The sequence below is a fragment of the Parasedimentitalea nitratireducens genome, from assembly GCF_057444295.1.
In genome coordinates, this window is sequence record NZ_JBYAXC010000014.1 from 24,438 (window position 1) to 50,712 (window position 26,275).

At 52.1% G+C, this 26,275-nt stretch carries 21 protein-coding genes, 1 tRNA gene and 1 other RNA gene; 11 read left to right on the forward strand and 12 right to left on the reverse strand.

From position 1 onward, the window contains the following. Positions 1 to 22: 22 nt before the first annotated feature. The gene (locus AC2T28_RS22235) at positions 23 to 1,264 is read right to left on the reverse strand and encodes an extracellular solute-binding protein (RefSeq protein ID WP_486750802.1); all 1,242 of its coding nucleotides are present in this window, start codon (positions 1,262 to 1,264) and stop codon (positions 23 to 25) included. A 127-nt stretch (positions 1,265 to 1,391) separates the two neighbouring features. Between AC2T28_RS22235 and AC2T28_RS22240 the strand changes: the two genes are divergently transcribed. The 7 genes from AC2T28_RS22240 to AC2T28_RS22270 all read left to right on the forward strand — a co-directional run bounded on the left by AC2T28_RS22240 (position 1,392) and on the right by AC2T28_RS22270 (position 12,466). Continuing rightward, positions 1,392 to 2,597 (forward strand): ROK family transcriptional regulator, encoded by a 1,206-nt coding sequence (locus tag AC2T28_RS22240; protein ID WP_486750803.1) that lies wholly within the window; start codon positions 1,392 to 1,394, stop codon positions 2,595 to 2,597. A 304-nt stretch (positions 2,598 to 2,901) separates the two neighbouring features. After that, positions 2,902 to 4,107: a tyrosine-type recombinase/integrase gene (locus AC2T28_RS22245; protein WP_486750853.1), complete on the forward strand. Its 1,206-nt coding sequence runs from the start codon at positions 2,902 to 2,904 to the stop codon at positions 4,105 to 4,107. 3 nt (positions 4,108 to 4,110) lie between these two features. Continuing rightward, positions 4,111 to 4,911, forward strand: coding sequence for a hypothetical protein (locus AC2T28_RS22250; RefSeq protein ID WP_486750804.1), 801 nt, complete (start codon positions 4,111 to 4,113; stop codon positions 4,909 to 4,911). Positions 4,912 to 5,339: 428 nt separating this feature from the next. Continuing rightward, positions 5,340 to 6,290, forward strand: a complete 951-nt coding sequence (locus AC2T28_RS22255; RefSeq protein WP_486750805.1) for a hypothetical protein — start codon at positions 5,340 to 5,342, stop codon at positions 6,288 to 6,290. A gap of 907 nt (positions 6,291 to 7,197) precedes the next feature. Next, on the forward strand, positions 7,198 to 7,965 hold the full coding sequence (locus AC2T28_RS22260; protein ID WP_486750806.1) for a substrate-binding periplasmic protein: 768 nt from the start codon (positions 7,198 to 7,200) through the stop codon (positions 7,963 to 7,965). Between the two features lie 122 nt (positions 7,966 to 8,087). Then, complete coding sequence (locus AC2T28_RS22265) at positions 8,088 to 10,793, forward strand: ATP-binding protein (RefSeq protein WP_486750807.1); 2,706 nt, start codon at positions 8,088 to 8,090, stop codon at positions 10,791 to 10,793. 671 nt (positions 10,794 to 11,464) lie between these two features. Continuing rightward, the gene (locus AC2T28_RS22270) at positions 11,465 to 12,466 is read left to right on the forward strand and encodes a hypothetical protein (RefSeq protein WP_486750808.1); all 1,002 of its coding nucleotides are present in this window, start codon (positions 11,465 to 11,467) and stop codon (positions 12,464 to 12,466) included. 350 nt (positions 12,467 to 12,816) lie between these two features. Here the strand turns inward: AC2T28_RS22270 and AC2T28_RS22275 are convergent. The 7 genes from AC2T28_RS22275 to AC2T28_RS22305 form a co-directional block, all read right to left on the reverse strand. Beyond that, positions 12,817 to 12,906: transfer RNA gene (locus AC2T28_RS22275), tRNA-Ser, on the reverse strand. A gap of 79 nt (positions 12,907 to 12,985) precedes the next feature. Next, positions 12,986 to 13,708 carry an alanyl-tRNA editing protein gene (locus AC2T28_RS22280; protein WP_486750809.1) on the reverse strand — a complete coding sequence of 241 codons (723 nt, stop codon included), beginning with the start codon at positions 13,706 to 13,708 and terminating at the stop codon, positions 12,986 to 12,988. Further along, on the reverse strand, positions 13,698 to 16,109 hold the full coding sequence (locus AC2T28_RS22285) for a DUF3772 domain-containing protein (RefSeq protein WP_486750810.1): 2,412 nt from the start codon (positions 16,107 to 16,109) through the stop codon (positions 13,698 to 13,700). The genes AC2T28_RS22280 and AC2T28_RS22285 overlap by 11 nt, the downstream gene beginning before the upstream one ends. Then, a complete protein-coding gene (locus AC2T28_RS22290) occupies positions 16,106 to 17,140 on the reverse strand; it encodes a cysteine synthase A (protein WP_486750811.1) in 1,035 nt (344 codons plus the stop codon). The genes AC2T28_RS22285 and AC2T28_RS22290 overlap by 4 nt, the downstream gene beginning before the upstream one ends. Positions 17,141 to 17,197: 57 nt before the next feature. Next, positions 17,198 to 18,331, reverse strand: coding sequence for an NUDIX domain-containing protein (locus AC2T28_RS22295; protein ID WP_486750812.1), 1,134 nt, complete (start codon positions 18,329 to 18,331; stop codon positions 17,198 to 17,200). A 30-nt stretch (positions 18,332 to 18,361) separates the two neighbouring features. After that, positions 18,362 to 18,802: a TrgA family protein gene (locus tag AC2T28_RS22300; protein WP_486750813.1), complete on the reverse strand. Its 441-nt coding sequence runs from the start codon at positions 18,800 to 18,802 to the stop codon at positions 18,362 to 18,364. Between the two features lie 185 nt (positions 18,803 to 18,987). Next, on the reverse strand, positions 18,988 to 20,211 hold the full coding sequence (locus AC2T28_RS22305; protein WP_486750814.1) for an aminotransferase class V-fold PLP-dependent enzyme: 1,224 nt from the start codon (positions 20,209 to 20,211) through the stop codon (positions 18,988 to 18,990). Between the two features lie 127 nt (positions 20,212 to 20,338). Here AC2T28_RS22305 and AC2T28_RS22310 point away from each other — a divergent pair, with 127 nt between their 5' ends. Beyond that, positions 20,339 to 20,722, forward strand: coding sequence for a VOC family protein (locus tag AC2T28_RS22310; protein ID WP_486750815.1), 384 nt, complete (start codon positions 20,339 to 20,341; stop codon positions 20,720 to 20,722). 57 nt (positions 20,723 to 20,779) lie between these two features. Here AC2T28_RS22310 and acuI read toward each other — a convergent pair whose 3' ends face one another. The 4 genes from acuI to AC2T28_RS22330 form a co-directional block, all read right to left on the reverse strand. Further along, positions 20,780 to 21,772 (reverse strand): acryloyl-CoA reductase, encoded by a 993-nt coding sequence (gene acuI, locus AC2T28_RS22315; RefSeq protein WP_486750816.1) that lies wholly within the window; start codon positions 21,770 to 21,772, stop codon positions 20,780 to 20,782. Positions 21,773 to 21,783: 11 nt separating this feature from the next. Further along, complete coding sequence (locus AC2T28_RS22320) at positions 21,784 to 22,887, reverse strand: dimethylsulfoniopropionate demethylase (RefSeq protein WP_486750817.1); 1,104 nt, start codon at positions 22,885 to 22,887, stop codon at positions 21,784 to 21,786. Between the two features lie 69 nt (positions 22,888 to 22,956). After that, entirely contained in the window at positions 22,957 to 23,589 is a 633-nt protein-coding gene (locus tag AC2T28_RS22325) for a DUF1326 domain-containing protein (RefSeq protein ID WP_486750818.1), read from the reverse strand. 13 nt (positions 23,590 to 23,602) lie between these two features. Then, complete coding sequence (locus AC2T28_RS22330; RefSeq protein WP_486750819.1) at positions 23,603 to 24,373, reverse strand: DUF2182 domain-containing protein; 771 nt, start codon at positions 24,371 to 24,373, stop codon at positions 23,603 to 23,605. A 107-nt stretch (positions 24,374 to 24,480) separates the two neighbouring features. On the opposite strand from AC2T28_RS22330, the gene AC2T28_RS22335 reads away from it, so the two are divergent. From AC2T28_RS22335 to AC2T28_RS22345, 3 genes are all read left to right on the forward strand, one after another. Continuing rightward, positions 24,481 to 25,212, forward strand: coding sequence for a FadR/GntR family transcriptional regulator (locus tag AC2T28_RS22335; RefSeq protein WP_486750820.1), 732 nt, complete (start codon positions 24,481 to 24,483; stop codon positions 25,210 to 25,212). Between the two features lie 110 nt (positions 25,213 to 25,322). Continuing rightward, positions 25,323 to 25,675, forward strand: a transfer-messenger RNA (tmRNA) gene (gene ssrA, locus AC2T28_RS22340). Positions 25,676 to 25,825: 150 nt separating this feature from the next. Next, positions 25,826 to 26,257, forward strand: a complete 432-nt coding sequence (locus AC2T28_RS22345; protein WP_486750821.1) for an ester cyclase — start codon at positions 25,826 to 25,828, stop codon at positions 26,255 to 26,257. Positions 26,258 to 26,275 lie beyond the last annotated feature (18 nt).

Below are 26,275 nucleotides of genomic sequence, written 5' to 3' on the forward strand. Positions count from 1 at the left end.
TCTCCCTTGTTAGTCGTTCAGATCAGCGAATGCGTGCAACGCGTTTGGCTGCATTGCCCAATGCCTCTTCCGAGGTGGTCTGATCCAACAGCGCACCGTGCAGATGTTTCTGCAGGATGCTCGACACCTCTGTATAAGAGGCGACCAGCGGACGCGGGTACATTACAGCGATCGACTTGTCCGCCGCCGCAACCAGATCTTCTTGGCCATCAGTTACCGCAGACTGTGTGTAAGACCCCTTCCAGATCGGCAGGCTCAGAGTGGCAAATTCCTCTTGCGTTGCTTGGTTGGTCAGATGAGTGATATAGGCCCAAGCCTCATCCGCGTGGGGGCTGTTGGCGGGAATTCCCAGGCCCATCGAACCATTAACCGCTGACGCTTCGGACACGCCAGAAACTCCAGGTGCCGACATCACACCAACCTTACCAGCCACTTGGCTTTCGGCGGGGTCATTGACCAACGAGTTCATATAGGTCCAGTTCATCGCAAACGCTGCATCGCCAGCCGAGAACACCCGACGCACGTCTTCTTCGAAATACTCAAGCGAAGCAGGATTGGTCAGCCCGTCACCCAGAGAGGTTTTCATATAATCCAGCGCAGCCTTTGCACCGCCGGTTTCAAAGGCAGGCTTGCCATCATCAAAGAACGCACCACCATGAGCCGCGGTCAGAGTTGTGAAGTCACAAATCATCGCCTCGGATTGCGACCAGCTCCACACCAGAGGGTACTCAACCAGACCTTTGTCCTTGATCACTTTGGCCTGCGCCAAAACGTCTTGCCACGTCGCTGGCGGCGTTTCGATACCGGCGGCGGCTAGGATTTCCGTGTTATAATACAGGTACTTGGTATCCAAGATCCAAGGCATGCCATAGCGCTTGCCATCATACTCTACTGTTGTCCAAGCACCATCAAAGATCTTGCTGGTCAGATCCGCTGCTACCCGGTCGCTGACGTCGGTCAGAAAGCCGCGCTCAGCAAACTCAGCTGGCCAGATGACGTCAAACAGAACGACATCATAACCATCATCCCCTGCTCCGGATGCGGCGATAATTTTGTCATGCAGGGCCTCGTAAGGCACAAATTCCAGCTCAACCTTGGTGCCTGGGTTTGCAGCCTCGAATGCAGAGGTCATCGACTTAATATTGTCTTCGCTATAAGCGGCCTGGCTCATGAACAATGCGTTCAATGTGGTGTCGGCCAGTGCAGCAGATGCCATCAGCGCTGTGGTAGAGACCGTTACGGCCATGAGCTTAATCAATTTCATGTCTTCCTCCCTTTGGTGAGCAACGTGCTCTGATGGGAAGGCTTTATGACCCTTTCTATTTTATTTGTCAATTTGTTTTAAAAAATAGAACGTGCTTGTGTGTCAGCTTTAGATTCGCAGGTAGACCATGGAAAAAACTGACAAATCCCATTCCTTTAGGACTTCAGGGACCAATCTTCGTAGGGCCAAGACGCACAATCATAGTGTTGTGCTTGAAGTGATTCGAACCCAAGGACCGATCTCGCGAACCAAGATTTCGCAGGTCACATCGCTGTCGCGCCAAACAATTCAGAATATTGTTGCGCAGCTTGAGGAACTGGATCTGGTTCAGATGACAGCCAGTAAAATTGTTGGCCGCGGTCATCCCGGGATGGAGGTTTCACTCAACAAAAATGCAGCACTCAGTTTCGGTATTCACGTCAACCGAACGCACACGACAGCAGTGGTTTGTAATTTGGACGGGAAGCAAATTTGGACTTCAGATTGCTCCCTCTCATCGACAACTCCCGAAGCAGCAAATTCCGCAATTGCAGAGCTCGTGGAATCTTTTCGAAAGAACCACACGGATCTTTTCGCTTCCGTTGTCGGATGCGGCATTGCAACAGCGGGACCCTTTGGGGCCGAAATCGCCCTAACGGGAGATCCAACCAGTTTTCATGCATTTGGAACACAAGAGAATCTGGCCACGCTTGAGCAAAATCTCGGGTTGCCTATCGTGCTGGAGAATGATGCTGCAGCGGCAGCCGTTGGTGAAGGGTTTTATGGCACAGGCCGGGGCGTAGAAAACTTTGCCTTCCTGCATTTCAGTGTAGGGCTGGGTGCTGGTTTTGTCTTGCAAGGCGACCCCTATACCGGGTCGCAGGGAAACGCCGGGGAACTTGGTCACGTAGTTGTTGAACTTGGTGGAGAGCCCTGCCCCTGCGGGAATTCTGGCTGCCTGGAACGCTATTTATCTATCGATGCGCTTTGTCGCCATCTAGGATTGCCGCGTGATGACAGATCAACATTCACAACGATATCAAAGTTGGTAGACGCAAAAGATGAGAAAATCATTGGTTGGATCAAGGCTGTAACTCCAAGGGTCCATCAGGCCGTGAATGTTCTGGAATTGATGCTTGATCCCGAAACCATCATTGTCGGAGGAACAGCACCTGAGAACTTCCTCAAATTGTTGTTCCAAATGGCTGCCCCATTTCCAATTTCGTTGTCAAAGCGTACCGATGCTAAGCGGATTCAGAACGGAGCGGCTGGCTACTTATCCGTGGCGCTTGGTGCATCAGCAGTTTCCATGAACGCCCACTTTGCGCCTTCGGTTTCGCGCTTAGTCTTATAAGATCTCAAGGATCAGGCCGTGTGATTCAACTATCTAGTCAGTTTAGGATGGAGTGTGCATCGGCAGTGTATCAGTCCGCCATAGTTCGGCCATGAAGCGCGGTTTAACATGTTGTTCTGTGGTTTATATTATTGGTTGTGGGAGTAGGATTTGAACCTACGACCTTCAGGTTATGAGATAGCTTGAGTGGCCCTGAACCACTTACCCCATAATTCGCCTCCCTACCCTATCTCATTGTAACTGTGCGTTTTAATTTGACGCGACCTGCGCTCAACTCCTACGCCTTACTGTGTGGCTTGCTTCCATTTGCTTCCACAATGCTTCCAGTACGAGTTTTCTAGGTAAGGGTCAGGACAAGGGTAAGCTCACCAAACGCAGCGTCGAAGCACTGGTTCCAGAGACGAAAGACTACTTTGTCTGGGACAGCCAGATTGCGGGGTTTGGTGTGCGGGTTCTACCGTCCGGAGCAAAGACCTACCACGCCCAATACCGCAAGGGCGGACGCACGCGGCGGGTGTCGGTTGGGCGTCATGGCAAGGTTACTGTCGAGGAAGCCCGCAAGCTGACAAAAGCGATCATGGGACGAGTTGCCAAGGGCGAGAACCCAGCAGAAGAAATCACCCAGCACCGCAAAGCACCAACTGTTGCTGCGCTGTGTGAACGCTTCTTTGAAAGCCACGTCAAAGAACGCTGCAAGCCATCGACGCAGAGAGAGTATCGCCGCGCCATCAATCTATTCATTGCTCCAGCCATCGGCAGTTTCAAAGTCGTCGATGTGGAACGCAAAGACATTGCCGAACTGCACCACCAGTTTAGAGACAAGCCGTACCAAGCCAACCGAACGCTGGGTGTACTGTCAAAGATGTTCAACCTAGCGGAAATTTGGGGTTTACGGCCAGATGGGTCTAACCCCTGTCGCCATGTCCCAAAGTATCGCGAGGTAAAACGCGAGCGTTATCTCAGTCAGAGTGAATTGCAGCGATTGGGACAAGTCCTGACGGATGTGGAACAAGATGGCAGCGAGTCCGTTTACATTGTGGCCGCTTTCCGTTTGTTGATCCTGACAGGCTGTCGCTTAGGTGAGATACAAACTCTGCGATGGCAGTTCATCACAGACAGCGGGCTGGAGCTTCCAGACACAAAAACCGGAGCGAGGCTTATTCCCCTCCCCCAAGTCGCTAGATTGGTTCTGCGCACCCTTCCACGGCTTTCTAGCAATCCTTACGTTGTCGCAGGCAAGCTTCCCGGCCGATATGCTACCGACTTACAGCCCCCCTGGCGGCGTATCCGGGACCGAGCTGGGATACCCGATGTCCGCATCCATGACCTGCGACATACCTATGCATCGAATGCTGTGTCCTCTGGAATGCCTAATCAGATGGTTGGACGACTGCTTGGTCATACGCAGATGCAGACGACAATGAGATACGCCCATTTGGCGGATGACAGCGTGAGACGAGCCGCTGAAGAAAACGCTTCTGCCTTGAACACAGCACTTGGTTTTCAATAGCCTTTGAAAGCCCTGTTCCAGTTAGTTTGTTTTGCTTGTGAGTTTGCCATGTTTCCAGTTCCGCCCCTTCCTGAAGCCCTCACTGATACTTTTCTTGAAGAGCTGTGTGACAAGCTGAAAGTGCTTGGCGAGGAACGACAGATTTTCAAAAGCAACGTACTTTCATATGCGAGGAATTGGCAGAGGCACCGCGGTGCCCCCGAGCTTCAGCTCACCAAGCAGCAAATGAGAACGGAACTAGGCTCGCTGATCGATGCGACTTGGCAGCTCAAAGAACAGTTAGAAGCGGTTTCCGAGGACTTGTGGGAAATAATGTACAAAGCGTGCAAACATTTCGAGGCCGAGCCTCACATGTCACGAATTGATTACGATGTTTATAACTATGATTACCGTGATCACATGGGCCGACCCAATCCTGTGATTACCGCGCAGAACCATCCTGACCCCGCTACCAATTTGAGCATATCCAAGTTGAAGGACGTGCTACTAACTCTAATGGAAAGCGCTGAAATAACCGCCTTTATCGCGGCACCGGCGAAACGAGGACCTCAACAAGACTGGCCCCTAGAGCAGTGGGTTCTTCAGATGCGCGAACTTTGGGGTGGAAAGCTACAGCGCAATTTCACTCGCGACGTTACAGCCGACGGGTGTCCCATCTCTGACGCTGCCATAATGTGCGTTGAGATCTATACGAAAATGGATCCTGCCACTCCGCCGTCACGCGTACTCAATGAAATGAAGAAGCTGATATATTCACATAACCAATATCTCAAATGGAAAAGAAAACCGGAAATCCGCGATTAATCTTCCAGCGATTCTGGCAGAATATTTGGTCCAAACTACTTAGCCTCCTCATATCGCAATAGCCCGTATAAGAGCGCATATGCAGATCACTTCACACATCCCTGATCCTGATCAGTTGTTACCAGAAACGGACGCGGCTGATCCTCTTTGTCAATCTGTTCGCACGTTGCAGAAGTGGCGTGTCACTGGATTTGGTCCGGATTTTTTCAAGATCGGGCGTTCTGTACGATATCGGCGAAGTGAGCTTTGCGCCTGGATCGACAGCCGTCGATGCAGCAACACGTCAACATGATTAGGGCGATCAAATGCACGCTCAAGTCAGCATGTTGGATCAACGCTATGCGCGACGCGCAGATTGCGCTGATCCAACATGTAGCGACGTAGGTCTAAACCCCCCTCTACGAATACAAAACTGTAGGAGAGAGTAATTGACCGCAATGATCCTGCATTCTGGGTTTGATGGGCTTAGGTTTTCTGTTCTGGCTGATATTCCCCCTGCCCTTCGTGACGAATTTTCTGCCGCCAAAGAGTATGCCAAAGCAACGCATGGTGATTGTATTCTCAAATTTGGTACAATCACCCTGAACGTGACCAACAATGGCGCACGAGGCTTTACCACCCATACAGGCGACCACGGTGCCGTCTGGCTATTCCAAGACCCAGAAGACCGCATACCTAACACACCGGGCATCACTGTGGACTTTCGTGCATTTGGCTTGGCGACTGGTGGTTTGGAACACGCGGAGCAGCACTTTCGCGACTGCATGGAGGCTTTCGGGATCAAGTATGTGGAAACCCAGCTACGTGTAACCCGTGCCGATTTTGCAGTAGACTTCCTCGCGCCATGGTTCGAACCCAGCCGCGAGGCCCTTGTTGTGCCGCCTAAAGCCAAGGTGACCGAATACACTGGGGTTGATGAAACCGCGACGATGTCCAGTGGCTCACGCGTGACTGGCCTGCGGGCAGGGGCAGTCTCAAGCCGCCAATTGGCGATCTACGACAAGCGCGCCGAAGTTCTCCAGACGAACAAGATGGGCTGGCTAACGATCTGGAATGCCGCTCTGGCTGCTAAGGGTAAGCCCCCGCTAGACCTACGTGATCGTGACCAGAGCCAAGTCTGGCGATTTGAACTGCGCCTTGGCTCCAAACAACTTCGCAACCGATTTGAGATGCGCAATTGGCACGACGTTCGCGACATCATCGGAGACGCCTTCAACGACGCCCTAGGTCGCATGCGTTACTACATCCCCACCGCAGATCGCAATCGTGCACGCTGGCCGGTTCATGCACTCTGGCGGCAGTTTGAAGCGGTGATAGCCAATGATCTTCACAAAATTGTGCCGGAGTTCTACCAAGCGACGTCATTGAGGCGAACCTAGCCGCTAAAAAGCGAGAATTAGACGCTCTGCTTGGCGGAGTATATATTACCCGCGCAGCGATTTCTGGCGTGACAGGCGACGGTTTCGACGAATTCTTGAAAGACCACGTTGAAGCGCTATGCCGATAAGCAAAGGAGCACCCGGCTCCAGTTGACGACGGGATGGGTAAGGCGCTGGAAAACACCGGCTCACATGAGACTGGCATAAAGGACAGAAAGCCGACATTTGCTGCACCCAGCATCAATAGCAGCTTTGCGCAGAAAGCGGATCTTGTAAATTCGGGCGATTGACGCCACCAGCCAGTATTTTGTTCTAAGACATCCACGAGCAGTTGCGCACGCACACAGGCGACTTCACCGCGACTAACAGCTGTGCCCGGAGGCTCAAGGCCCAACGGCTTCACGCCTTGCCAAAACAACTGCAAAAATTGGCCAATCGAGCCAGATCGATCCATCTAAAATCCGATCCGTGAGATGTGAGGACAGAATGCCAAAGGCTTGTCGCCCCCAATTCTGATGGAGTTCCTACCATACTCAAATGATCCTCTTCTATGTTGCGTTTGGCTACTCCGGATAAAGCGGATACCGCCCAATTTCAGGATATGTGTAACAAGCCGATTTTTAGTATGTGGGTAGGTAGCGAAAACCCAAATCTCAGCAACGACATTTTTATCCAATCCCAGATACAAGGGCGTCGAGAACTATCATGGTGCTGCAGGTGAGTGATTGGAGTTTGGTATCAGGATATAGAAAGCGTCTATGATACTGGTGGGAAAAAGACGTTGGCGGGATAACTAGAGCAGACCCGAGTTTCCCTCAAAATGGGTACTTGAGGGATCACCCAAAAGGGATAAATGACACCTATATCCGTTTGAAAGTGTGTAGCGGCAGAAAGCTTGGAGGACAAAATGACCAATAGGATCGTATTGGGATTGGTATTGTTTTTTGCAACTGCCTTGCTGCCCTTCTCATCGGTAACGGCTGAAGAGGAGCCGCTGATACTGACCAATAATTATTGGCCTCCCTACAAAGGCGAAACCCTGCCCAGGGGGGGTATCATTACTGATGTCACTATGCAGGCACTTGGGCGTGCGGGATACGAGGTGGCGGTAGCCATCGTTCCGTGGAACCGAGCCTATGCCGGAACAGTGAGTGGTCGATACCACGTCATTACCGCAATTTGGTCAACTCCTGAACGGGAACAAGAACTGGAGTATAGCGACGCAATAATTTCCAGCCGCATTGTTCTTATTCATCGCAACGATTACGATTTTACCTTCAAATCGCTGGACAACCTGAGGGGGAAGACTGTCGGTGTCACTGCGGGTTATGGTTACCCAGAAGAGTTCCAGAATGCGGATTTTTTCGTCCGGGAGGAGTCGGAAACGCTTTCCCTAAGCTTGCGCAAATTGATATTTGGTCGAACAAACGTCATCGTTGCCGAGGAGATAGCAGCACGCTATGCTGTAGCGGCGGAATATCCGGATGCGGTGGATAGCCTGAAATACTCTGAGGTAGCGCTTCAGGAAAACCCTATGCATGTCGCTTTTTCCAGAGAGCGCCCAGATCACGTCGAAATTAGAGATCGCTTCAACGAAGCTCTTGCCGAAATGCGTAAAGACGGAACCCTGAACGACATACTCGAGTTCCACGGTATTTCGAGTTTGATGCAGTAGAAAAAGTTTGTGTCTCCATACCAAATAAGCACCGAAGTCCCAAACAATGAAAAGCCAGAAATCAAAAACAGAAAAAAGTGGAAGCGGTTGCTTATTAACATCAACGAAGTGTTGAAGACAGAATGACTGTACGGCTCACCAATCGTCTTTCGTTCAAACAGGTGCGGCTGGCTGTGTTCCTTGCCTTTTTTCTGGGCTTGCTTCTGAGTGGATTGCAGATTTGGCTGGATTTCAGAAGTGAAAAAGAGCGGGTAGATGTGACCGTTTCTCAACTTTTGAATGCAGTACGTGACTCTGCCGCCCAAGCTGCTTTTGGCCTTGAGAGCCCACTTGCTCGTAGAGTTGTTTCTGGCTTGTTTGAATATAAGGCAATTGTACAAGCCGAGATTGAGACCGATTTTGGTAACTCTCTTGCCAGAATGGAAACCACCAAGAAAGAGCCTGCAAAACCTTGGATTGAAGACGTTATACTTGATAGTCAACCGTCAGTTCATTCCATTGAGCTCTATGTCGAAGGTCATTCAGATCCAGTTGGAACCTTGAAAGTCTGGGTGGCCCCTTATCTTGCCTATGGCAACTTTTTAAACCGTATCTGGCTAATTGTTCTTTTCGGGGTGATCCGGAGTCTGGCGCTGGCAGCTGCGCTGATGGCGGCATTTTATTTCCTTTTGACCAAACGACTTGAGAATATATCAAAAACGGTTGAAGATTTTGCCCCAGGACAGTTGGTCGATCCAAAAGGAGAGAAGAACAACAAAGACAAGCGCGATGAGTTGGATATCCTTGAGGCGTCCATCCAAAACTACCAACGTGAGAAAAACAAAGACCTGGATGTTCTGGAGGCACGTGTAACGCAGAGAACGCAGGAGTTGAGAGAGGTGGCCCATAAAGCTGAGGCGGCCAATCATGCGAAATCTCAATTTCTCGCCAATATGTCACATGAAATTCGGACACCAATGAACGGTGTCGTTGGGATGGCTGAAGTTCTCTCTCAGACCGAGTTGCAGCCGGAGCAGTCGCGCATGCTGGCAACTATTAGCAGATCATCCATGTCGTTGCTTCGGATCATCGACGACATTCTCGACCTGTCTAAAATCGAAGCGGGCAAAGTATCGCTTGAATCTGTGCCCATCAATTTTCGCGATTTTCTTGAAGGGGTTGTCGATACCCTTCGGCCAATCGCGAAAGGATATAATGTCCGGATAACTTTCCGATTGGACCCCAGAATTCCACGCTTTATTCTCGGCGACCCGGTGCGTCTCCGCCAAGTGTTTGTGAACTTGCTGAATAATGCACTGAAGTTTTCCAGCCGGGAAGCTGACCAGCTTCCCGGCCGGGTCAGGTTTCTTGCCAATTACTCAAGGGAAAACCTGTTGAAGGTAAGTGTCAGTGACGACGGTATTGGAATGACCGAAGATGTAGTTACTACTCTGTTTCAAGCGTTTACGCAGGGCGAAGACTCAACTACCCGGCGCTATGGCGGCACCGGCTTGGGGCTGGTTATCACCCGAGACATAATTGAACTCATGAAAGGAACGATCAACGTTGAAAGTACGTATGGCGAGGGGAGCATGTTCGAAGTGACCTTGCCTTATGTGGAAACGATTGGCGTAGATGCGGACCCCGACATTTCTGGATTAAATGTGCTGGCTCTTGTTGATGAAGGAATTAATCGCAAAACGCTCTCGGACTACATAGAGCATCATCAGTCAAGTATAGTATATGCTGAGACTGAGGCTGAGCTACAGTCCTTGGTTTCAGCGGTGACGAACGAGGTTATCGTTCTTTTGTCGCTCGATACATTTTCCGAAGACGTGCGCGTTAGAACAGCTGTTTCTGATGGCGATGAGCCTATTCGGTTTCTGTGTTTGGTTGCTGAACAAGAAGAGGTCGATCGTTGTAGCCTGCCGGATTGTTTGGCGGTTCAACGATATCCGCTCCTTCCATCCGAACTGATCCAAGGCATTGCAGTACTGGCCGAACGGGTAGACGTTGCAGCTTTTCAACAAGAGGCTGAGGCAGATATCGCAAAAGTAGCCGCTGAGAGGGGTTTAGGGCCAAAAATTCTGCTCGTGGAAGATAACGAAATCAACTTGGAAGTGATTTTCATGCAACTAAAATCTCTGGGTTATTGCCCAGAGATCGCAATAAACGGTTGCGAAGGGCTTGAGAAATGGAAAGCCGAACATTTCGAATTAGTGCTGACAGACTGCAATATGCCCAAGATGGATGGCTTTGAAATGACCAGACGAATTCGAATTGTCGAAGAGGAAGAAGAGCGCGCTCCAACAAAGATTATTGCGATTACCGCTAACGCGATGGGAGGAGAATCCGAGAAGTGCCTTGCTGCTGGTATGGATGATTACCTTTCTAAGCCGACTACACTTAAGCAGCTGAGTGAAACACTGCAGACCACTTGGTCAAATACTCAGAAGAACCCGGATTATCGAAGAACTGGTGAAGAAGACGTCCAGACTGCGGCGAAATCGGCACCTGTCGATCCATCTGTCATGGTGGAAATACTTGGGTTCGAGGACAAGGAGTATTTTGCGCAAACACTGCGAAAACTGGTCGCAAGTACGGGTCCAGAGATACAGAAACTTCAAAAGGCCTTGCGAGACAACGACCAAAAGACTGCTGGTTTCCTGGCCCACAAACTCAAGTCATCCATGAGGTCCGTAGGAGCCATTGAGTTCGGAGACCTCTGCGACAGCATCGAACAGCGGGCACTTGGCGCGGGCGTGTTTGTTGGGCAAGATTTCATCAAGCCGGTCGAACAAGGCTTCGATGCCGTTAAGGAGTTCGTCGAGGTTTATGCAGAAGAATGAATTGAGTTGTAAAGTTTCCGACTTTTTCTGACTCTTTAGTTGGAGAACAGGCTATGCGCTGATGGAGGACTTTTTCAGGGAGCCGATCTGGGCACGCAGGCACGCCTCAAACTAAAGGAACACTCTATTCAAAGACCAGCGCTTGCCTAATTGTTCAGCGCCTTCACTGCAAAATGCCGCTTCCCTCCTACTTCACGTGGATATCCCATTGCGGCACTGCGACTTGTACGAATGTCTCGATTGGGCTGGCAGCGGATGTTAGGCATAATTGACAGGAATGGCAGGTTCGAATTGTTGCTGGCTCTTGTTTTCCTGTTGCGCATAGATCACGCTGGTTTTCGCCCCCATAAGCTTCCGTAGTGCTTCCACGAGTTTAGGAGCCCAAACTCAGAAAGCGCCCCGAGGGACGCTAGTGAATTGATCTTACTGTAATTTTTTTGGTTGCGGGAGTAGGATTTGAACCTACGACCTTCAGGTTATGAGCCTGAAGGCCAATTTCGATTATTATTTTCCATTGCATCAGTTTATCCGCGAACTTGATGGTCTGATATCAGGAAAAACAGTTTTCGACATACTGACGTATATCCCGAGTTTAACTTACTCTAGCCGTTAATCCGACAGTCGTCGCGGCGCCCTTGTGCATCATCCAAACGCACGAGGAGCAATTCTTTGTGCTTATTGATCGCATAATAGAATTTGGATCCAAAGAGGAAAATGATCCTGAAGGTATTTCTATCAATCACGCGATAAATCATCCTGTTGGCCGCGCGGCAAGTTCACTTCTGAACTGGTGGTTTGCGACAGATCTGGAAGACGGTCAGGGACTTCCAAAGGAAATCGAGACCCGGTTTAGCCAAATGTGTGATGCAGAGCATCAAGCACTTTGGATAGGTTCTGTGTTTCTGGCTCAACAAGTAATTCCTCTATTCCGAGTTGATCAAAAGTGGACTGAGGAACATTTACTTCCAGCGTTTCATTGGGATTTGGACATCCCAAAAGCTGCCGCTATGTGGGGCAGCCTATTACATGCTCCGAGACTGTATCACCCATTGCTTAAAGCCCTCAAAAAGCCGTTTCTCGAAATACCAGACCATATCAAAGATTTTGAACAACAATATTTGAACCAGTATGCGAGCTTCCTAACTTACATTGCGCTGGCTGAGAGTTCCGCTTTTAGCTCAACGGAACTCAAGGCCACGATTGCCAAGCTTCCTTCGGAATGCTTAGGGAAAATCGCTCATTCTTTGTTCAATGCAGTACAGGGTGCGGGAGCCCAAAGGACCGAATACTTGGAAAACAGAGTTATACCTTTTGTTAAAAAACTTTGGCCAAACGAACAGAAAGCACGCACACAGCAAGCGTTCCAATATTTTGCCCAAATGTCGGCAATATCAAGCTCTGCGTTTGAGAAAGCATTTGCTTGTTTCAAGAACCACTTAGGCCCCATAGATAGCCTTAGTTACCTTTTCACTTTGCTCTCCGAATCAAATTTGCCCAGTGAGCACCCAGAAGGAGTTTTAGAGTTGCTAGATGCGTCGATACCGACAGAAGTGGACTATCTGTATCCCGATTTGCGAACTCTGCTAGACAAGATTTATAAAGCAGCCCCAAATCTCTCAGCCGATCAAAGTTTCAGACGCCTTTCTATTTTAGCCGAGCAGCATGGAATCTAGGCCGGTGAGAGCAAAATCATTTTCTTTGAGGTTTCCTGAAAGTGCGCTGACTGCGCAATACAGCGATGTTCCACTCACCGCCCTTCTTAGCGAACACCAGAATAGAATTTCTGTTCAACATCAATTCAGCCTTACCTTAGAATATCAGGCGGCGTTTTAGTTCAAACAAGCAGAGTATAAATCAACACGATAAAACATAGCTTCCCGCAGTCAAAATCTACCGTATGATTTTGAATTCGATGAACTCGTAAACAAGCTCAAAACAACACTTGATTTTAGGCAGGCTATTTGGCGGGTAGAAAATCAACCTTCAAAATTATCGTGATGTTTCAATTATCTACAAGGGGTAGTGGCGGACAGACAGGGATTCGAACCCTGGAGACGGTCTCCCGCCTACACACTTTCCAGGCGTGCGCCTTCGACCACTCGGCCACCTGTCCATTGAGCGGACTTTTGAACGATACGCTTAGGGAATGCAAGAGATAACCTGCGAAAAAATTCGCTCTTTTTGCGAAATTCTCATCCCTCCAAATGGAGGTACACCCGGCGGTTCAATTTACCCTTCTTTTCAATTTTCCCCAACCGAATTGTACCCACTTCTCCGGTGGATCGAACATGTGTTCCACCACAAGGTTGCAAATCCACCTGGTCGTCTCCTGTGCCGATACCGACAAGTCGCACCCGGCCCGCGCCACGTGGTGGTGAAACGGACATCGTCTTGATCAGCTGCGGATTTTCAGCGAGTTCTGCGTCTGTGATCCAGTCATCTGTCACCGGCAGATCCCGGTTGATCAAGGCCTGCAGCTGATCTTGCAACGCCATTCTATCCTCAGGAGCCTCGGGCATGTTGAAATCCAAGCGCCCTTTGGCAACACCGATAGACCCGCCGCTGACTGGCAATGGAATAACGACAGATAACAGGTGCAGCGCCGTGTGAATGCGCATGTGACCATAGCGGCGATCCCAGTCCAGCTCCTGAACCACGGTGCCTCCAACTGGCGGCAGTGGCTGCCCCTTCCCCGGAATAAGCTCTATCGCCCCATCTTCACCCTTGATCGCAGTCTCGATAGCGCAGTTCTTACCTTCCCAAGTCAACTGCCCACCGTCTCCGGGCTGGCCACCACCAGTTGCATAGAAAAGAGAGGCATCCAAAACCACTCCTCCTTGAGCGCTGTGAGACAGCACGGTTGCTGAGGCAGTGCGCAGGTAGGCATCATTTTGAAAAAGGGATTTAGTCGTCATCGTTACCCTCGGGATCTTTCAAGTCGGTTTGGTCAGGTTTCTCAGGTGTTCGAAGTTGCTGGGGCGCAGAAGAGCCTGCAACATCCTTTAACGCCTCAGGATTACGCAACCAGATATCGCGCTGCGCAAATGGGATCTCGATTTCTTCTTCGGCAAACCGGCGCGCTATTTCGAAGTTGAGATCAGACCGCACCGACAGCGCCCAATTAACATCTCTCAAGATAGCTCTGATCTCAAAGTCGAGACTGTCTGCGCCAAAGCCCTGAAACACCACGCTGGGCGCAGGATTCATCAACACCATCGGATGGGCTTTGGCGATTTCCAGCAGGATTTCCTGCACCCGTCGCGGATCGGTGCCATAGGCAACTCCAACCGGTGCGATGACCCTGCCCACTGTATTGCCACGTGTATAATTGGTGACGGTTCCAGTGATTAGGTCCGAGTTCGGAACAATAACGTCAGTACGATCAAACGTCTCGATCCGGGTAGACCTGACCGAGATGTCGCGCACATAGCCCATCATTCCACCAACCTCGATCCAATCCCCTTTGGACACAGGTCGCTCAACCAGCAAAATAATGCCAGACACGAAGTTGGAGACAATGGTTTGCAGACCAAAACCAATCCCAACCGAGAGAGCACCAGCAACAATGGCCAGCGATGACAAATCCAAACCAGCCCAGGATATTGCTATAACAGCCGCAAGGAAAATTCCGACGTAGCCTATGCCTGAGGCAACCGCATTTTGCCCACCAGCATCCAGTTTTGTCTTGGGTAACAGCGAATTACGCAGACTACTTTGCACAAGGCGTGTCACCGTATAGCCGGCAGCAAACACCAAAACGAACATTAAGAATGAGCTGGGCGAAATCCGGGTCTCTCCAAGTTGAAACCCGTCCAAGAACCGTGACCAGAGCTCGGTCAGATCCGCAACCCGAGCCCCCCAGATCAGTGCCAGCAACGGCACCGCGCATAAAGCCAGAATAAACCCAACCAGCGCCGAGAAAAGTGAATCTTGGGCGGCCTCAGGCTTGCCTGAAACCAAAGCGTACACACTGCCAATGAACCGCTGCAGGATAAGCAACGTGGACATGACAAAAAGGGTAATAACCACCGGATAGATGATCGCTTCGGCAGCAAGGATATAGCCAAACGCGGCCAAAATTGGCGAAAGCACCCCCAGCACATAGGCAGCACGGCGTATGGCCCGAACAAGTTTGTTGGCCCCAACAATAATCCCGGTTTCACCAGAAAGCGTTACTTCGCGAACGCGGTTCAGGCCAATACGCTGTAAGCGAACCAGCAACAACGCTGTCGTTACAATAATAGGGAATGCAAGCACAGCCCTTGTCGTCTCGGCCAGTATCTCAACCTGTTCAACCTGTTGCAGGAAATACCGCAAAACCAGCATGACTGCGACGAGTTCTATCAACAGTCGCATCTCGGCCCGCTGGCCCTTCGGAAATGGGACCAGATCATTCTGGTCGGACCCGGCAAACAGTTGTAATCCCAACCAATGGAACGCAATCAAAATCGCTGCCCAAACGGGTACTGAATCCAACAGAATGGTTCCACGAACCCCAAAAATATCGGCAATCGAAACGGCCTGCACAATCAGAGTTACGCCCAGAAATGGCAAGACCGCCTGAACAACAGAGGCAACAAACCTCCTGACATCGTTGCTCTTTTTGCCATAGCGGGCCAAGTATTGTGCAACCATCTGAGCCCATGCACGACCGCGAAACACCAAGACTGCACCGGCAATCAGCAAGCTCAGAATGATTGGTAATTTGTTCTGCAGGTTTTCACGCGTTACATCGCTGGACACCTCTCGCAGGGTTTCGTTCCAGATTGCGGTGGCTGCACCTGCCAACTCGCTCCACGCCCCGGGCCAGTACTCAGGGTTCAATGGCGAGGGTCCACGCTGCATCAATGCTTTGGTCTGGCGTTTGCGGATAATGCCATCGATTTCAGCGATCAGCCCATTGGCACGGCTGTGGGCTTCTTCGGAAACCACACGCGGCACCTTCAATGCGTTCAGTTGCTCGTTCAAGCTGGTCCGCAAAGATGACAAGTCGCTGTTTTCGATTTCTCCCTCAGCAGGGGGCGGTCCCAAGGCACTGAGCTGGGCATTTAGCGTGCTAATGCGGTCAGCCCTGTCATCCCGCGCATTGCTGAAATCCTGACGATAACCGGCGATCTCTTGACGCAAAACCTCCAGAGCAGCCGACGAGGCCCGGTTCTGGTCAATAACCTGTTCCGCCCGTTCAGCGGTCTTTAACCAAGCCTGATAATAGGCCCGCTCAGTCGCGGACAGTTGCGCATGAACACCCCCGGCCAGAAAAACAACAAAAACAATAGCTGCTAGGCCAAACCGGGCGATGTTCATAAGCTGGGTCATACGTCTTCGAACACACCCGGAATTGCGGTTGGAGTGTGGGTCATCCAATCTGGCACCGGCAAGTTCTTTTCTTTCAAGAACGTGGGGTTGAACAGTTTGGACTGATAACGGGTTCCATAGTCACACAGCACCGTTACAATGGTATGACCTGGTCCTAGATCCCGCGCCATACGCACAGCCCCGGCGATGTTGATCCCAGACGATCCGCCCAAAACAAGGCCTTCGTCGTGCAGCAGATCAAAGATGTAGGGCACAGCCTCTTCATCCGGGATCTGATACGGCATATCCGGCTTGAACCCTTCCAGGTTCTTGGTGATGCGCACCTGGCCAATCCCTTCGGCGATCGATCCGCCCTCCATCACCATCTCGCCCGTGGTGTAATAAGAATACAAGCCCGCGCCCATAGGATCCGCCATGCCGATTTTCACGCCTTTGGGCTGCAAAACTTCGGCCACACCAGCCAAGGTTCCACCCGAACCAACCGCGCAGATAAAGCCGTCGACTTTGCCATCTGTCTGCTCCCAGATCTCAGGGCCCGTGGTTTTCACATGCGCCAGCTTGTTGGCAACGTTGTCGAACTGATTGGCCCAAATCGCGCCATTGGGCTCGGTCTTGTTCAACTCATTGGCCAAGCGTTCGGAATAGCGCACAAAGTTATTGGGGTTGCGATAAGGTGCTGCAGGCACCTGCACCAATTGAGCCCCGGCAAGGCGCAACATGTCTTTTTTCTCTTCGGACTGGGTTTCCGGGATCACAATCACCGTCTTGAACCCCATCGAGGCGCCAACCAGAGCAAGCCCAATACCGGTATTGCCCGCGGTGCCTTCAACAATGGTGCCACCTGGTTTCAGATCACCGCGCTCAATGGCGTCCTTGATGATATACAGGGCAGCGCGGTCCTTGACCGACTGTCCAGGGTTCATGAATTCTGCTTTACCCAGAATCTCACAGCCAGTTTCTTCACTAACTGCATTCAGGCGGATAAGTGGAGTGTGGCCAATCGCGTCGGCCAGATCAGTTGCGATGCGCATGGTATCCCTTTCAATCAATCAACTCAGATGTAGCCAAGGCCCAAGCCAACCTCAAGGTCAGATGAGTTTGTTTGCGTCCTTGCGCAGGCGATCTCTATGACGTGCCAACCACAGTGCCGCAGTTACCAGCGGCATATCTTGATAGGCTTGGCTGTCAATTCCAGCCATCAGCGCATCAAACGTGATGACCTCACAGCGAATATCCTCAGCTTCGCTTTCAACTCCGCCGCCAACTTCGCGCTTGGAAAGATCGCCGACCCCAACAAAGACATGCAGAAACTCTCCCGAAGCGCCGCTCGATGGATAGGCATTGGACACCAGTTCCAATGCTGAGAATGTAACACCGGCCTCTTCCATTGCCTCACGGTGGGCGGCTTGTTCCGGGGTTTCACCTGGATCGATCATGCCAGCCACCGCCTCCCACATCCAAGGGCGCGGCTCACCTGCCATATAAGTTGCAGCGCGAAACTGCTCGATCAGCAATACTTCATCCCGAACCGGATCATACGGAAGCACCACAGACGCCCGTCCCACAAGTGCTGCACAACGGTTTATCACTGGGCTTAAGCTGCCGTCATAGCGTCGGAACTGAAGGTCAATCTCTTGCATTTCAAAGAAATTAATATGGGCGTGCTTATGGGCATGGACCACAACATCACTGCTCAAGTCATGCTCGGGATCCCCTGCCCGGTTCTGCGCCGCCAACCAGGCCGCAGCGCGTTTGCGGATCGATGGAAAACACTTCGCTATTTCCGCCGCTGACCTGCGCCCCTGATACGCCATAACTTCCTTGGCTGCGCGAAGTGTCAGTGGGCCCCATTCGGAGATCCACTTTTGCAGGTCCCAGGTCTCGCCTGTCTGCCATAATCCAGGCTCCGGGAAATACACTTGGGCCGCAGCGGTGCGCCCTCCTTCAAGCTGAACAACCACGTCCTTGAGATCGTAATCAAACCCACCCTCATAGAAGTTGAGCGCGTCTACATCCTTTTGGCTCAATCCACGCACCAGAACCCCGGCCGCAATGTGATCGCCTCGTGCCTCAATCGCAGGGAAGATCTGGTCCACCACCGCAAATACGCCATGCCCCGCTAGGGTTGCGTCAGAAATGTCCAAACTGGCCTTGGATTTCCCAAGGACCAACTCCAATAAACCGGCATAGCGCAGAGTGCCGTAGAAGAAGAGATCAGCCACGCTTTGTATTCCTTTGATTTTTAAGTAAAACTAGCGCCAACGACGCGAAGCGCTTTCGGTTACCAACCCCGAAGCAATAGCCCCTACAACGACCGTTATAATGATGTTTGGCACAAAAATGACCGTCGCATAGTCAAATCCGATAACAAAGATTGCCCCTAGGGCTTCAAAGGGCCCGTCATAGCGGTTCCGCATTGCCAGGCGGAACATCTCATATGCGCCCTGAACAAAAAGCCCCCAGAACAACATCACGGCAACGCCGCCAACGCCATTGTTAATTGCAGAAACCGTACCACGCCCAGCCCGTTTTCCCACGACAACCCAGCCAGTGATCAGGCCGATCGCAATGTTCAGAGGCGTGAAATAGCCAAAGTCTGTTCCTTCGGGCATCAACGGCATAACCTGCCCCGAGATTATAAACGCAAGCAGAGCCAGGCAAATGGCAGCAGTCAAACGAGCTCCGGTAGGCATTAAGGCGAATTCCCTTTAGGTGTAGGTCAGCAAGAATTTGTTCCCAACAAACTCTCGCTAAACGGTGTGCAGATCAAGCACATAGGCCAAAACTTCACTTCTTTCCTTGAAACTTTGCCCCTGCGAAGACCACTAGCAGGCAAATTCGGGCAGAACATTTGCTCTGCCCTGCAACTCCGGCCTGCTCAAAGCACCTCATCCAATGCAGCGATCAGTTTACGAACCTCAGCTTCCGAGGTGTAATGCGTGAAACTCAGCCTTAGAACCCCAGATGTCGGATCGATACCCAGTGCTTCCAGCGCGCGGACCGCGTAAAAATCACCACCACCGGCCATAATGCCTCTCTCAGCTAGTTTGGCCGCTACGGGTTCAGCCGGTACATTAAGCTGCAGGGCAACAGTCGGAGCCCGATTGGCCGCATCGGCAGGACCGATCAGCCTTACGTCATTACGCGACTTCACGGCGTCAAGAAGGGGTTGTAGCAGCTCCACTTCATGTCTGCGCATCAAATCATGGACAAAGGCTGCGCGCTCCGCTGGTCCCTCACCGGGGCCGCCGTGATGGTTACACAACATGTCAATGTAATCAGCCATTCCGGCACAGGCAGCAATCTGAGCATGATCAGGCCCAGCAGGCGTAAATCGTTTGTATCCAGACTCAGCATTGAAATAATGCGCTTGGTTCGGCAACAGCGCTGACAACGCGTCGCGCACAACCATGATCCCCTGATGGGGGCCATAGGTTTTATACGCAGAAAATAGATAGATATCCGGACCCAGTTCACCCACATTCGGCAGCCCATGTGGTGCATAGGAAACCCCATCGACACAAACAAAAGCACCGGCAGCATGGGCCATTGCGGTGATTTCAGTCACGGGGTTGATCTCACCCACCACGTTCGAGCAATGAGGAAAACATACCAAACGGACCTTTTCATCCAACAGGTTTTCCAAATCAGCCGGGTTCAAACTGCCAGTTTGCGGATCGATCCTCCATTCGCGAATTTCGATACCTTCATCAGCCAAGCGTCTCCATGGCCCGGTGTTGGCTTCATGATCCTGGTTGGTGACAATAATTGCCTCGCCCTGGCCGATGAATTTGCGAAATGCCTGTGCCAACACGTAAACGTTCTGCGTGGTCGAGGGGCCAAAACTCAGCTCATCCGTCTCAACACCCATCATTGCCGCCAGACGCAGACGCGCCTCATCCATTTCGGCGCCGCCCAACATTGACGCCTCATAAGGTGCATAGGGTTGAACTTTGCGCTGTGTGTAAAACCGCATCAGCCGGTCAATCACTGGCTGGCAGGTATACGACCCACCTGCATTCTCAAAGAACGCCTGCCCTTGCAACGTTGCCTCAGCAAATGCTGGAAATTGGTTGCGTACGAATTTGATATCCAACGACATGATCACTCCCATCCTTTTTCAAAATCAGTGCCGTTGTTGTTGGCTCAGGTCAAGCCCGCTTGCTGATGACAAAAACTGTCAGCACCCAATGTCACTTAGGAGAGGTCAAAACAGAGGACATACCAACATGACATACTCTCCCAAGGATTTCTTGGTTTGGGGCGAACTGCCTGTCACTGATCTTGCCAAAGCCTGCGAATTTTATGGCACCGTCACGGGCGCAGATCTAAGCATCGACGACAGCGGTCCAAACCCAATTGCAATGTTCAAACCCGCTGATTGCCAATCTGGAATTGCTTTGCACCTGTACCCTGGAAAACCAGCCATTGATGGCAGCGGACCAACCCTTCACCTGGCGGCCCAAGGTACACTACAAGAGGTGATGAAGAGGGTTGAGAACGCGGGCGGAGAGATCACGTCCCAAGCAATTGAAATCCCACCCGGCAGTTTTTTCTACGCCAAAGACCCCGATGGGAACTCAGTTGGGTTCTTCTTTGGCAACAATAACTAAACAAGATTGGCCCCGAGCATACCGGGGCCAATCAATTCTAACTGACGACAAAAGCTGTTAAGCGTTTACGTCAACAACAACGCGCCCTTTGACCTGACCGTTCAGGATATCCGCGCCCAGCTTGGGCAAGTCACTCAAGGTTGCGGGCTGAACCATCGCCTCAAGCTTGTCCATCGGCAGATCAGTTGCGATACGTTGCCAAGCGCGCACCCGGTTGTCATAAGGCTGCATGACGCTGTCGATCCCCAGCAGGTTCACTCCACGCAGCAAAAACGGGATCACAGTTGCAGGCAAACCTGCCCCACCGGCCAGACCAACAGCCGCAACAGAGGCTCCGTATTTCATCTGCCCCAACACGCGCGCCAACATCGGGCCACCCACCGCGTCTACACAGCCAACCCAGCTTTCAGCTTCCAAAGGCCGTTTGACCGTCTCATTGATCTCATCCCGCGCCACAATCTGGCTAGCACCAAGTGATTTCAGATAGTCAGCGGTTTCTGGACGCCCCGTCACGCCAGCAACTTCATGACCCAGATTGGCAAGGATTGCAGTTGCAACCGACCCAACGCCGCCCGAGGCCCCGGTCACCAAAACCGGCCCATGACCGGTTTCCATTCCATGGTCTTCCAGCGCCATCACGGCAAGCATCGCGGTAAATCCTGCAGTTCCAACAGCCATCGCCTGACGAGTATCCAAACCATCTGGCAGTGGCACCAGCCAGTCAGCTTTGACATTGGCTTTTTGCGAATAACCGCCCCAATGAGCCTCGCCCACGCGCCATCCGGTCAGTACGACCTTATCACCCGGCTTATAGCGCTCATCCGAGCTCGCCTCGACCGTGCCGGCAAAGTCAATGCCAGGTACATGTGGATATTTTCGCACCAGACCACCACCGGGCCCAATGCACAGGCCGTCCTTGTAGTTCACGGTGGAATACTCCACTGCCACGGTCACTTCCCCCTCGGGCAGTTGATCCAAGCTGATCTGCTCTACCGCCGCCGAGGTTTTGCGGCTTTCCTCATCTCTGTTTACAACCAATGCGTTGAACATAGATCTCTCCTTTAAATCCAAAATTTCTCGCGCACGGTTGCCGCGCGCATACCATCAGGTGTTTCAACTTCCAGCTTGGTCCCCGCATCCCAATGGGTCATGCGCACCAGGCCAATTGCAACGTTTGTCCGGAAATCCGGTGACCAGGCCGCCGAGGACACGCGACCTACGCGTTTTCCTCCAGCATACAGCGGCCAGAAATCGGTACAGGCAGGCACCGGCTCTCCCTCAATGGCAATGGGTCGGATCTGCTGAACCGGCCCCTCTTTGGCCACCCGCAGCAGGGCATCCCGGCCAATGCAACCAATCGCCGTATGAGTATCGCAGAACTTCCCCAAACCACATTCATGCGGCGTGTTGTCGTCGGTCATGTCATTGCCATAGCTCAACAATCCACCTTCGATCCGCTCAATCAGGTTGGGGCACCCTGCCCGCACGTCCAGATCCTCGCCAGCCTCGAACAGCTTGTTCCACAGCGGCATGCCAATTTCGCCGTCTTCAACATAGATCTCAAAGCCGCCCTGCTTGGAGTAGCCGGAACGCGCAATAACCAGATCACGCCCCTGAAACTGGAACACGCTAAACCGGAAGAACCGGATCTTGCGAATGCTACTGCCAAAGACCCGCTCCAAAAGCGCCTCGGATTTTGGCCCCTGTATTGCCAGCGGTGACACATCCGGCTCATCCACCAGCACATCCAAACGCCAGCCATTGGCGATGCCCTTGACCCAATACAGCAGGTCGCTGTCTGCAATGGAAATCCACCAGCGATCTTCAGCCAGCTTCACGGCAACCGGGTCATTCAACATGCCGCCCGTTTCATCAACGATGGGCACGTAATAGCACTGCCCAGGCAGCATGCCCCGCAGATCACGCGGCGTCAGCATCTGCATCAACCGCCCTGCATCCGGGCCACGCAGTTCCACTTGCCGTTCACAAGACACGTCCCAAATCTGCACATGCTTTTTCAAGTGATGATAGTCTGCCTCAACACTCTCAAACACAGTTGGCAACAACATGTGATTGTAGACAGTATAGGCTTTTGCCCCGGCAGCTTCGACTCCTTGTGAAAAAGGGGTTCTGCGTAAACGCCGTGACGGTGAGATTAATGCCATTGTCCATCCTCCTGACAACGGGGAACACAACAACCAGCGACGGCCCTACACTGCCGCTGGCCTGATACTTTAGCGTGGACCGTGCCAATCGATCTGACAGATCTCGGCTGAACGACCATCAAAGTCCCACACCCGTCCAAAGGCGCGCACCCGGCCCTTGGTTGCGGTTGCAACAGTGATGTCTGGCCCCATCCAGTATTCGGTATTGGTGACAACAATATCTTTGCCGTCCTTACCTTCAACCGGGACTACTGCGCCCTGAATTTTCTTACCCACCATCAGGCGACGCTCGTTACCTTCGGTTTCAAACGAGACCGGCGCGCGTTCAGCGCCCAGGAACTCACCAACCAGCATGGAAAACAGTCCGGTGGTGCCCCGCGCCGCACCTGTAAAGATGTTGATCAAAGCTTCGTACTGTTCATCTGTGGCACGGTCGTCAATGTAGGCAGCGACCTTCCAGTTGCCACGCCCCATATTGCCGGGAATCTCCAACATCAGACCGACATTCAGCCCGCCCAGCCCCATGTCACCATACTCACCGCTGTCGATACGTACGCCAGCCCAAGCCTGACAGTAGCCTTCGGTTGGAGGATGTTTGCCCAGTGACACAACACAGGGGCAGAACACTGTACAGTTGCAGTTGAGGATCAACTCACCTTTGATTGTCCAGGGCACGGTGCCCACTTCGCCATCGAGTGCCATTTTACTCTCCCTTTCAGAGTGAATTCAGTATCATCCAGCCCGCAGCAACTATCAGCACCCCGCCCAATGGCTTGGTAATATAGCGCCCCAGCTCGGGCAATTTTTCAAAAACCATGATCAGCGTGGCCAGTCCCATAAAGGCCAGGTTCATCACACCGCCTGCAAACGCCAGTAACATCAGCGCCCAGCAGCATCCCAGGCAGACCACGCCCAGTCGCACACCATTACGCAACGGCCCTTCATCCCAGTACTGCATGAAGAACACCAAGGGGCGACGGCACTTGCTTAGACAAGCCTCTTTCAGCGGTGTGAACTGATATAACCCGGCTACCAGCAACAGGGCCGCAGACATCAGTTGTGACTGGCTATCCCCAAAAACGGTCAGCAAACCAGCTTGAAACAAGATCATCTGCAAGGCGGCGGCCACAACTGAGAACCCGATCCAAACCAGCAAGTAACCACCAACAAGATGTCCAAAATGTGTATCTGCACTGGTGTGAGAGAGGTCTTCGTACGTCGCAAAAGCTGGCAGCGCTGTTGGTGCCATCATTGCCGCGGACATCAGTACCCACATCAGCAGTATTCTGAAATACCCAGCCGTATCCGGGCTTAACGTGCACAGATCACGCCAGAAACCCTCGCCATAAACGGCTCCGGCTTCACGCAGGTCGGCAGGCGCAGCCATCAGGAACAAAGCCAGCCAAGCGACCAGGATCAAACCAAACAGCGCCAGCCAATGCCAACCCGCCATAGTTCTGATTTTTCCTGCCACAATGGCTTTCATTGCCGTCTCCAAGTAGAACACACAGCGACTCACCGCTTGCTTTTTAAATGTCAGACTTTTAAATGTCAGACAAATAAAAAATGCAGCCCGAACCGCCAGGACACGGAATGAAGATTGATCCAAACAGTTCAGCCGATCTTTCAGCGCAGATCGCTCAGTCGATCAAAGACGCCATCATTGGTGGCGATCTCATCGTCGACCAGCGATTGCCCTCAGAGTCCGAACTAGCGGATCATTTTCAAGTGTCACGTCCAACCGTCCGTGAGGCACTTAAACGACTGGCCGCACAATCGCTGATCCGCACCCAGCGTGGTGCAACCGGTGGCGCTTTTGTCAATCGCCTCAGCTTTGAAGAGGCCTATAGCCAGCAAGTCACCACCTCGACCCTCCTTCTGTCGATGAATGCAGTAAGTTTCGATACAGCCTGCGAAGCACGTTATGCGCTAGAACGCGCCTGTGCCCCGCTGTCAGCCCTGCGACACAGCCCCGACCAGCTGGCCACCATGCGCGCCGAAATCTTTCGCCAAGGCCAACCCAACCTGACAGATGAAGCCTTCTGCGCCTCTGACGTGGCCTTTCACCGCGCATTGGTAGACGGCGCTGATAACCCGGTCCTGTCCTATCAGCTCGCAGGCGCGGTTGAGGCCATGCAGCCTCTGATGAACATGATCACCTTCACCGCACGCTCGCGCGAAAATATCATTGCCCTGCACAGCCGGATTGCTGACGCGATTGAGGCCCGAAATGGCGCAGCCGCCACCCAGGGGTTGACCGACCTCGAAGATGAAACCCGCAGTCTGGCCGAAAACGTCTTTTCCGCGCGCGCCAGACCTAGCTAATTGATCCGCTAATAGATCCGCTCTTCATCTGGTCCCAGATATCCCGGGGGAATCCGGTATCTTGCCCGGATGGGGGCTGGCCCCTTCTTATTTGCCCTTCCCCCATTTTCCCCCTTCAATTCCAGCCTCGCACATCCTATATTCATTTCGTTCCCTCGGGGACTATGGACATAAATGCGCTCGTAATAAGCGGATCGGACCCGGGGGCGGTACCCGGCGTCTCCACCAAACATCCTTCATTTGGGGATCATGGGGACGAAATAGGATCGACGAACGTCTAAAGGGGTTAGCTTTGTCTCGGCTGTCTGCCACCGTTACCGGCGAAAACTGTACAATTGCAAATGACAATCGTGCTCCGGCAATGGCAGTTGCAGCGTAAGCTGTAAATGTCGCCGAAACTAACTCCTTAGGTTTAGCGACCTAAGGCGGGGTTCGCAGGTACCTGGCAACAGAAACCTGCACTTTACCTTATATTTCAACTGACCCAGAACGTTGCATATTGCAGAGCATCATCTGTAAAGCTGACCTTTGGTCACCTACAACTCTCCCACAAAAATTCACAAATTTTTGACGGTCATTGCCCACAAAAGTACTTAACTAAGAAAGTACACGCATGACAAAAATCGAAACCCTACAAAGCTGGTACGACGAAGTTTGGGGGAAGGGCAATCTCGACATCATCGACCAATTGCTTGTACCCGACATCACGGCCAACGGCGTGCTTACCTCGATTGGTCTGACACGAGATGAGTTCCGAGATCTTGTGGTCGCAGTCCGTGGCCTACTGCAATCTATCAACGTGACCCTAACGCAAACTGTTGAACAAGGCGATTGGCTGGCGGCCCTAACCGAGATCCGCGCCAAACGAGACGACAATGGCGAAGCGGTTTCGATTACAAGTCAGGTCATGGTGCGGTTTGAGGGACATCGGCTGGCAGAAACACATTACCAGTTTGATTTTTTCACTATGTTTGAACAACTTGGACAACTTCCTACTGATGCCCTGCCGATCTGCTTAACCGGCCAGCGTCTAGTCTGGAAATAATGGGTAGCGCTTGACAGA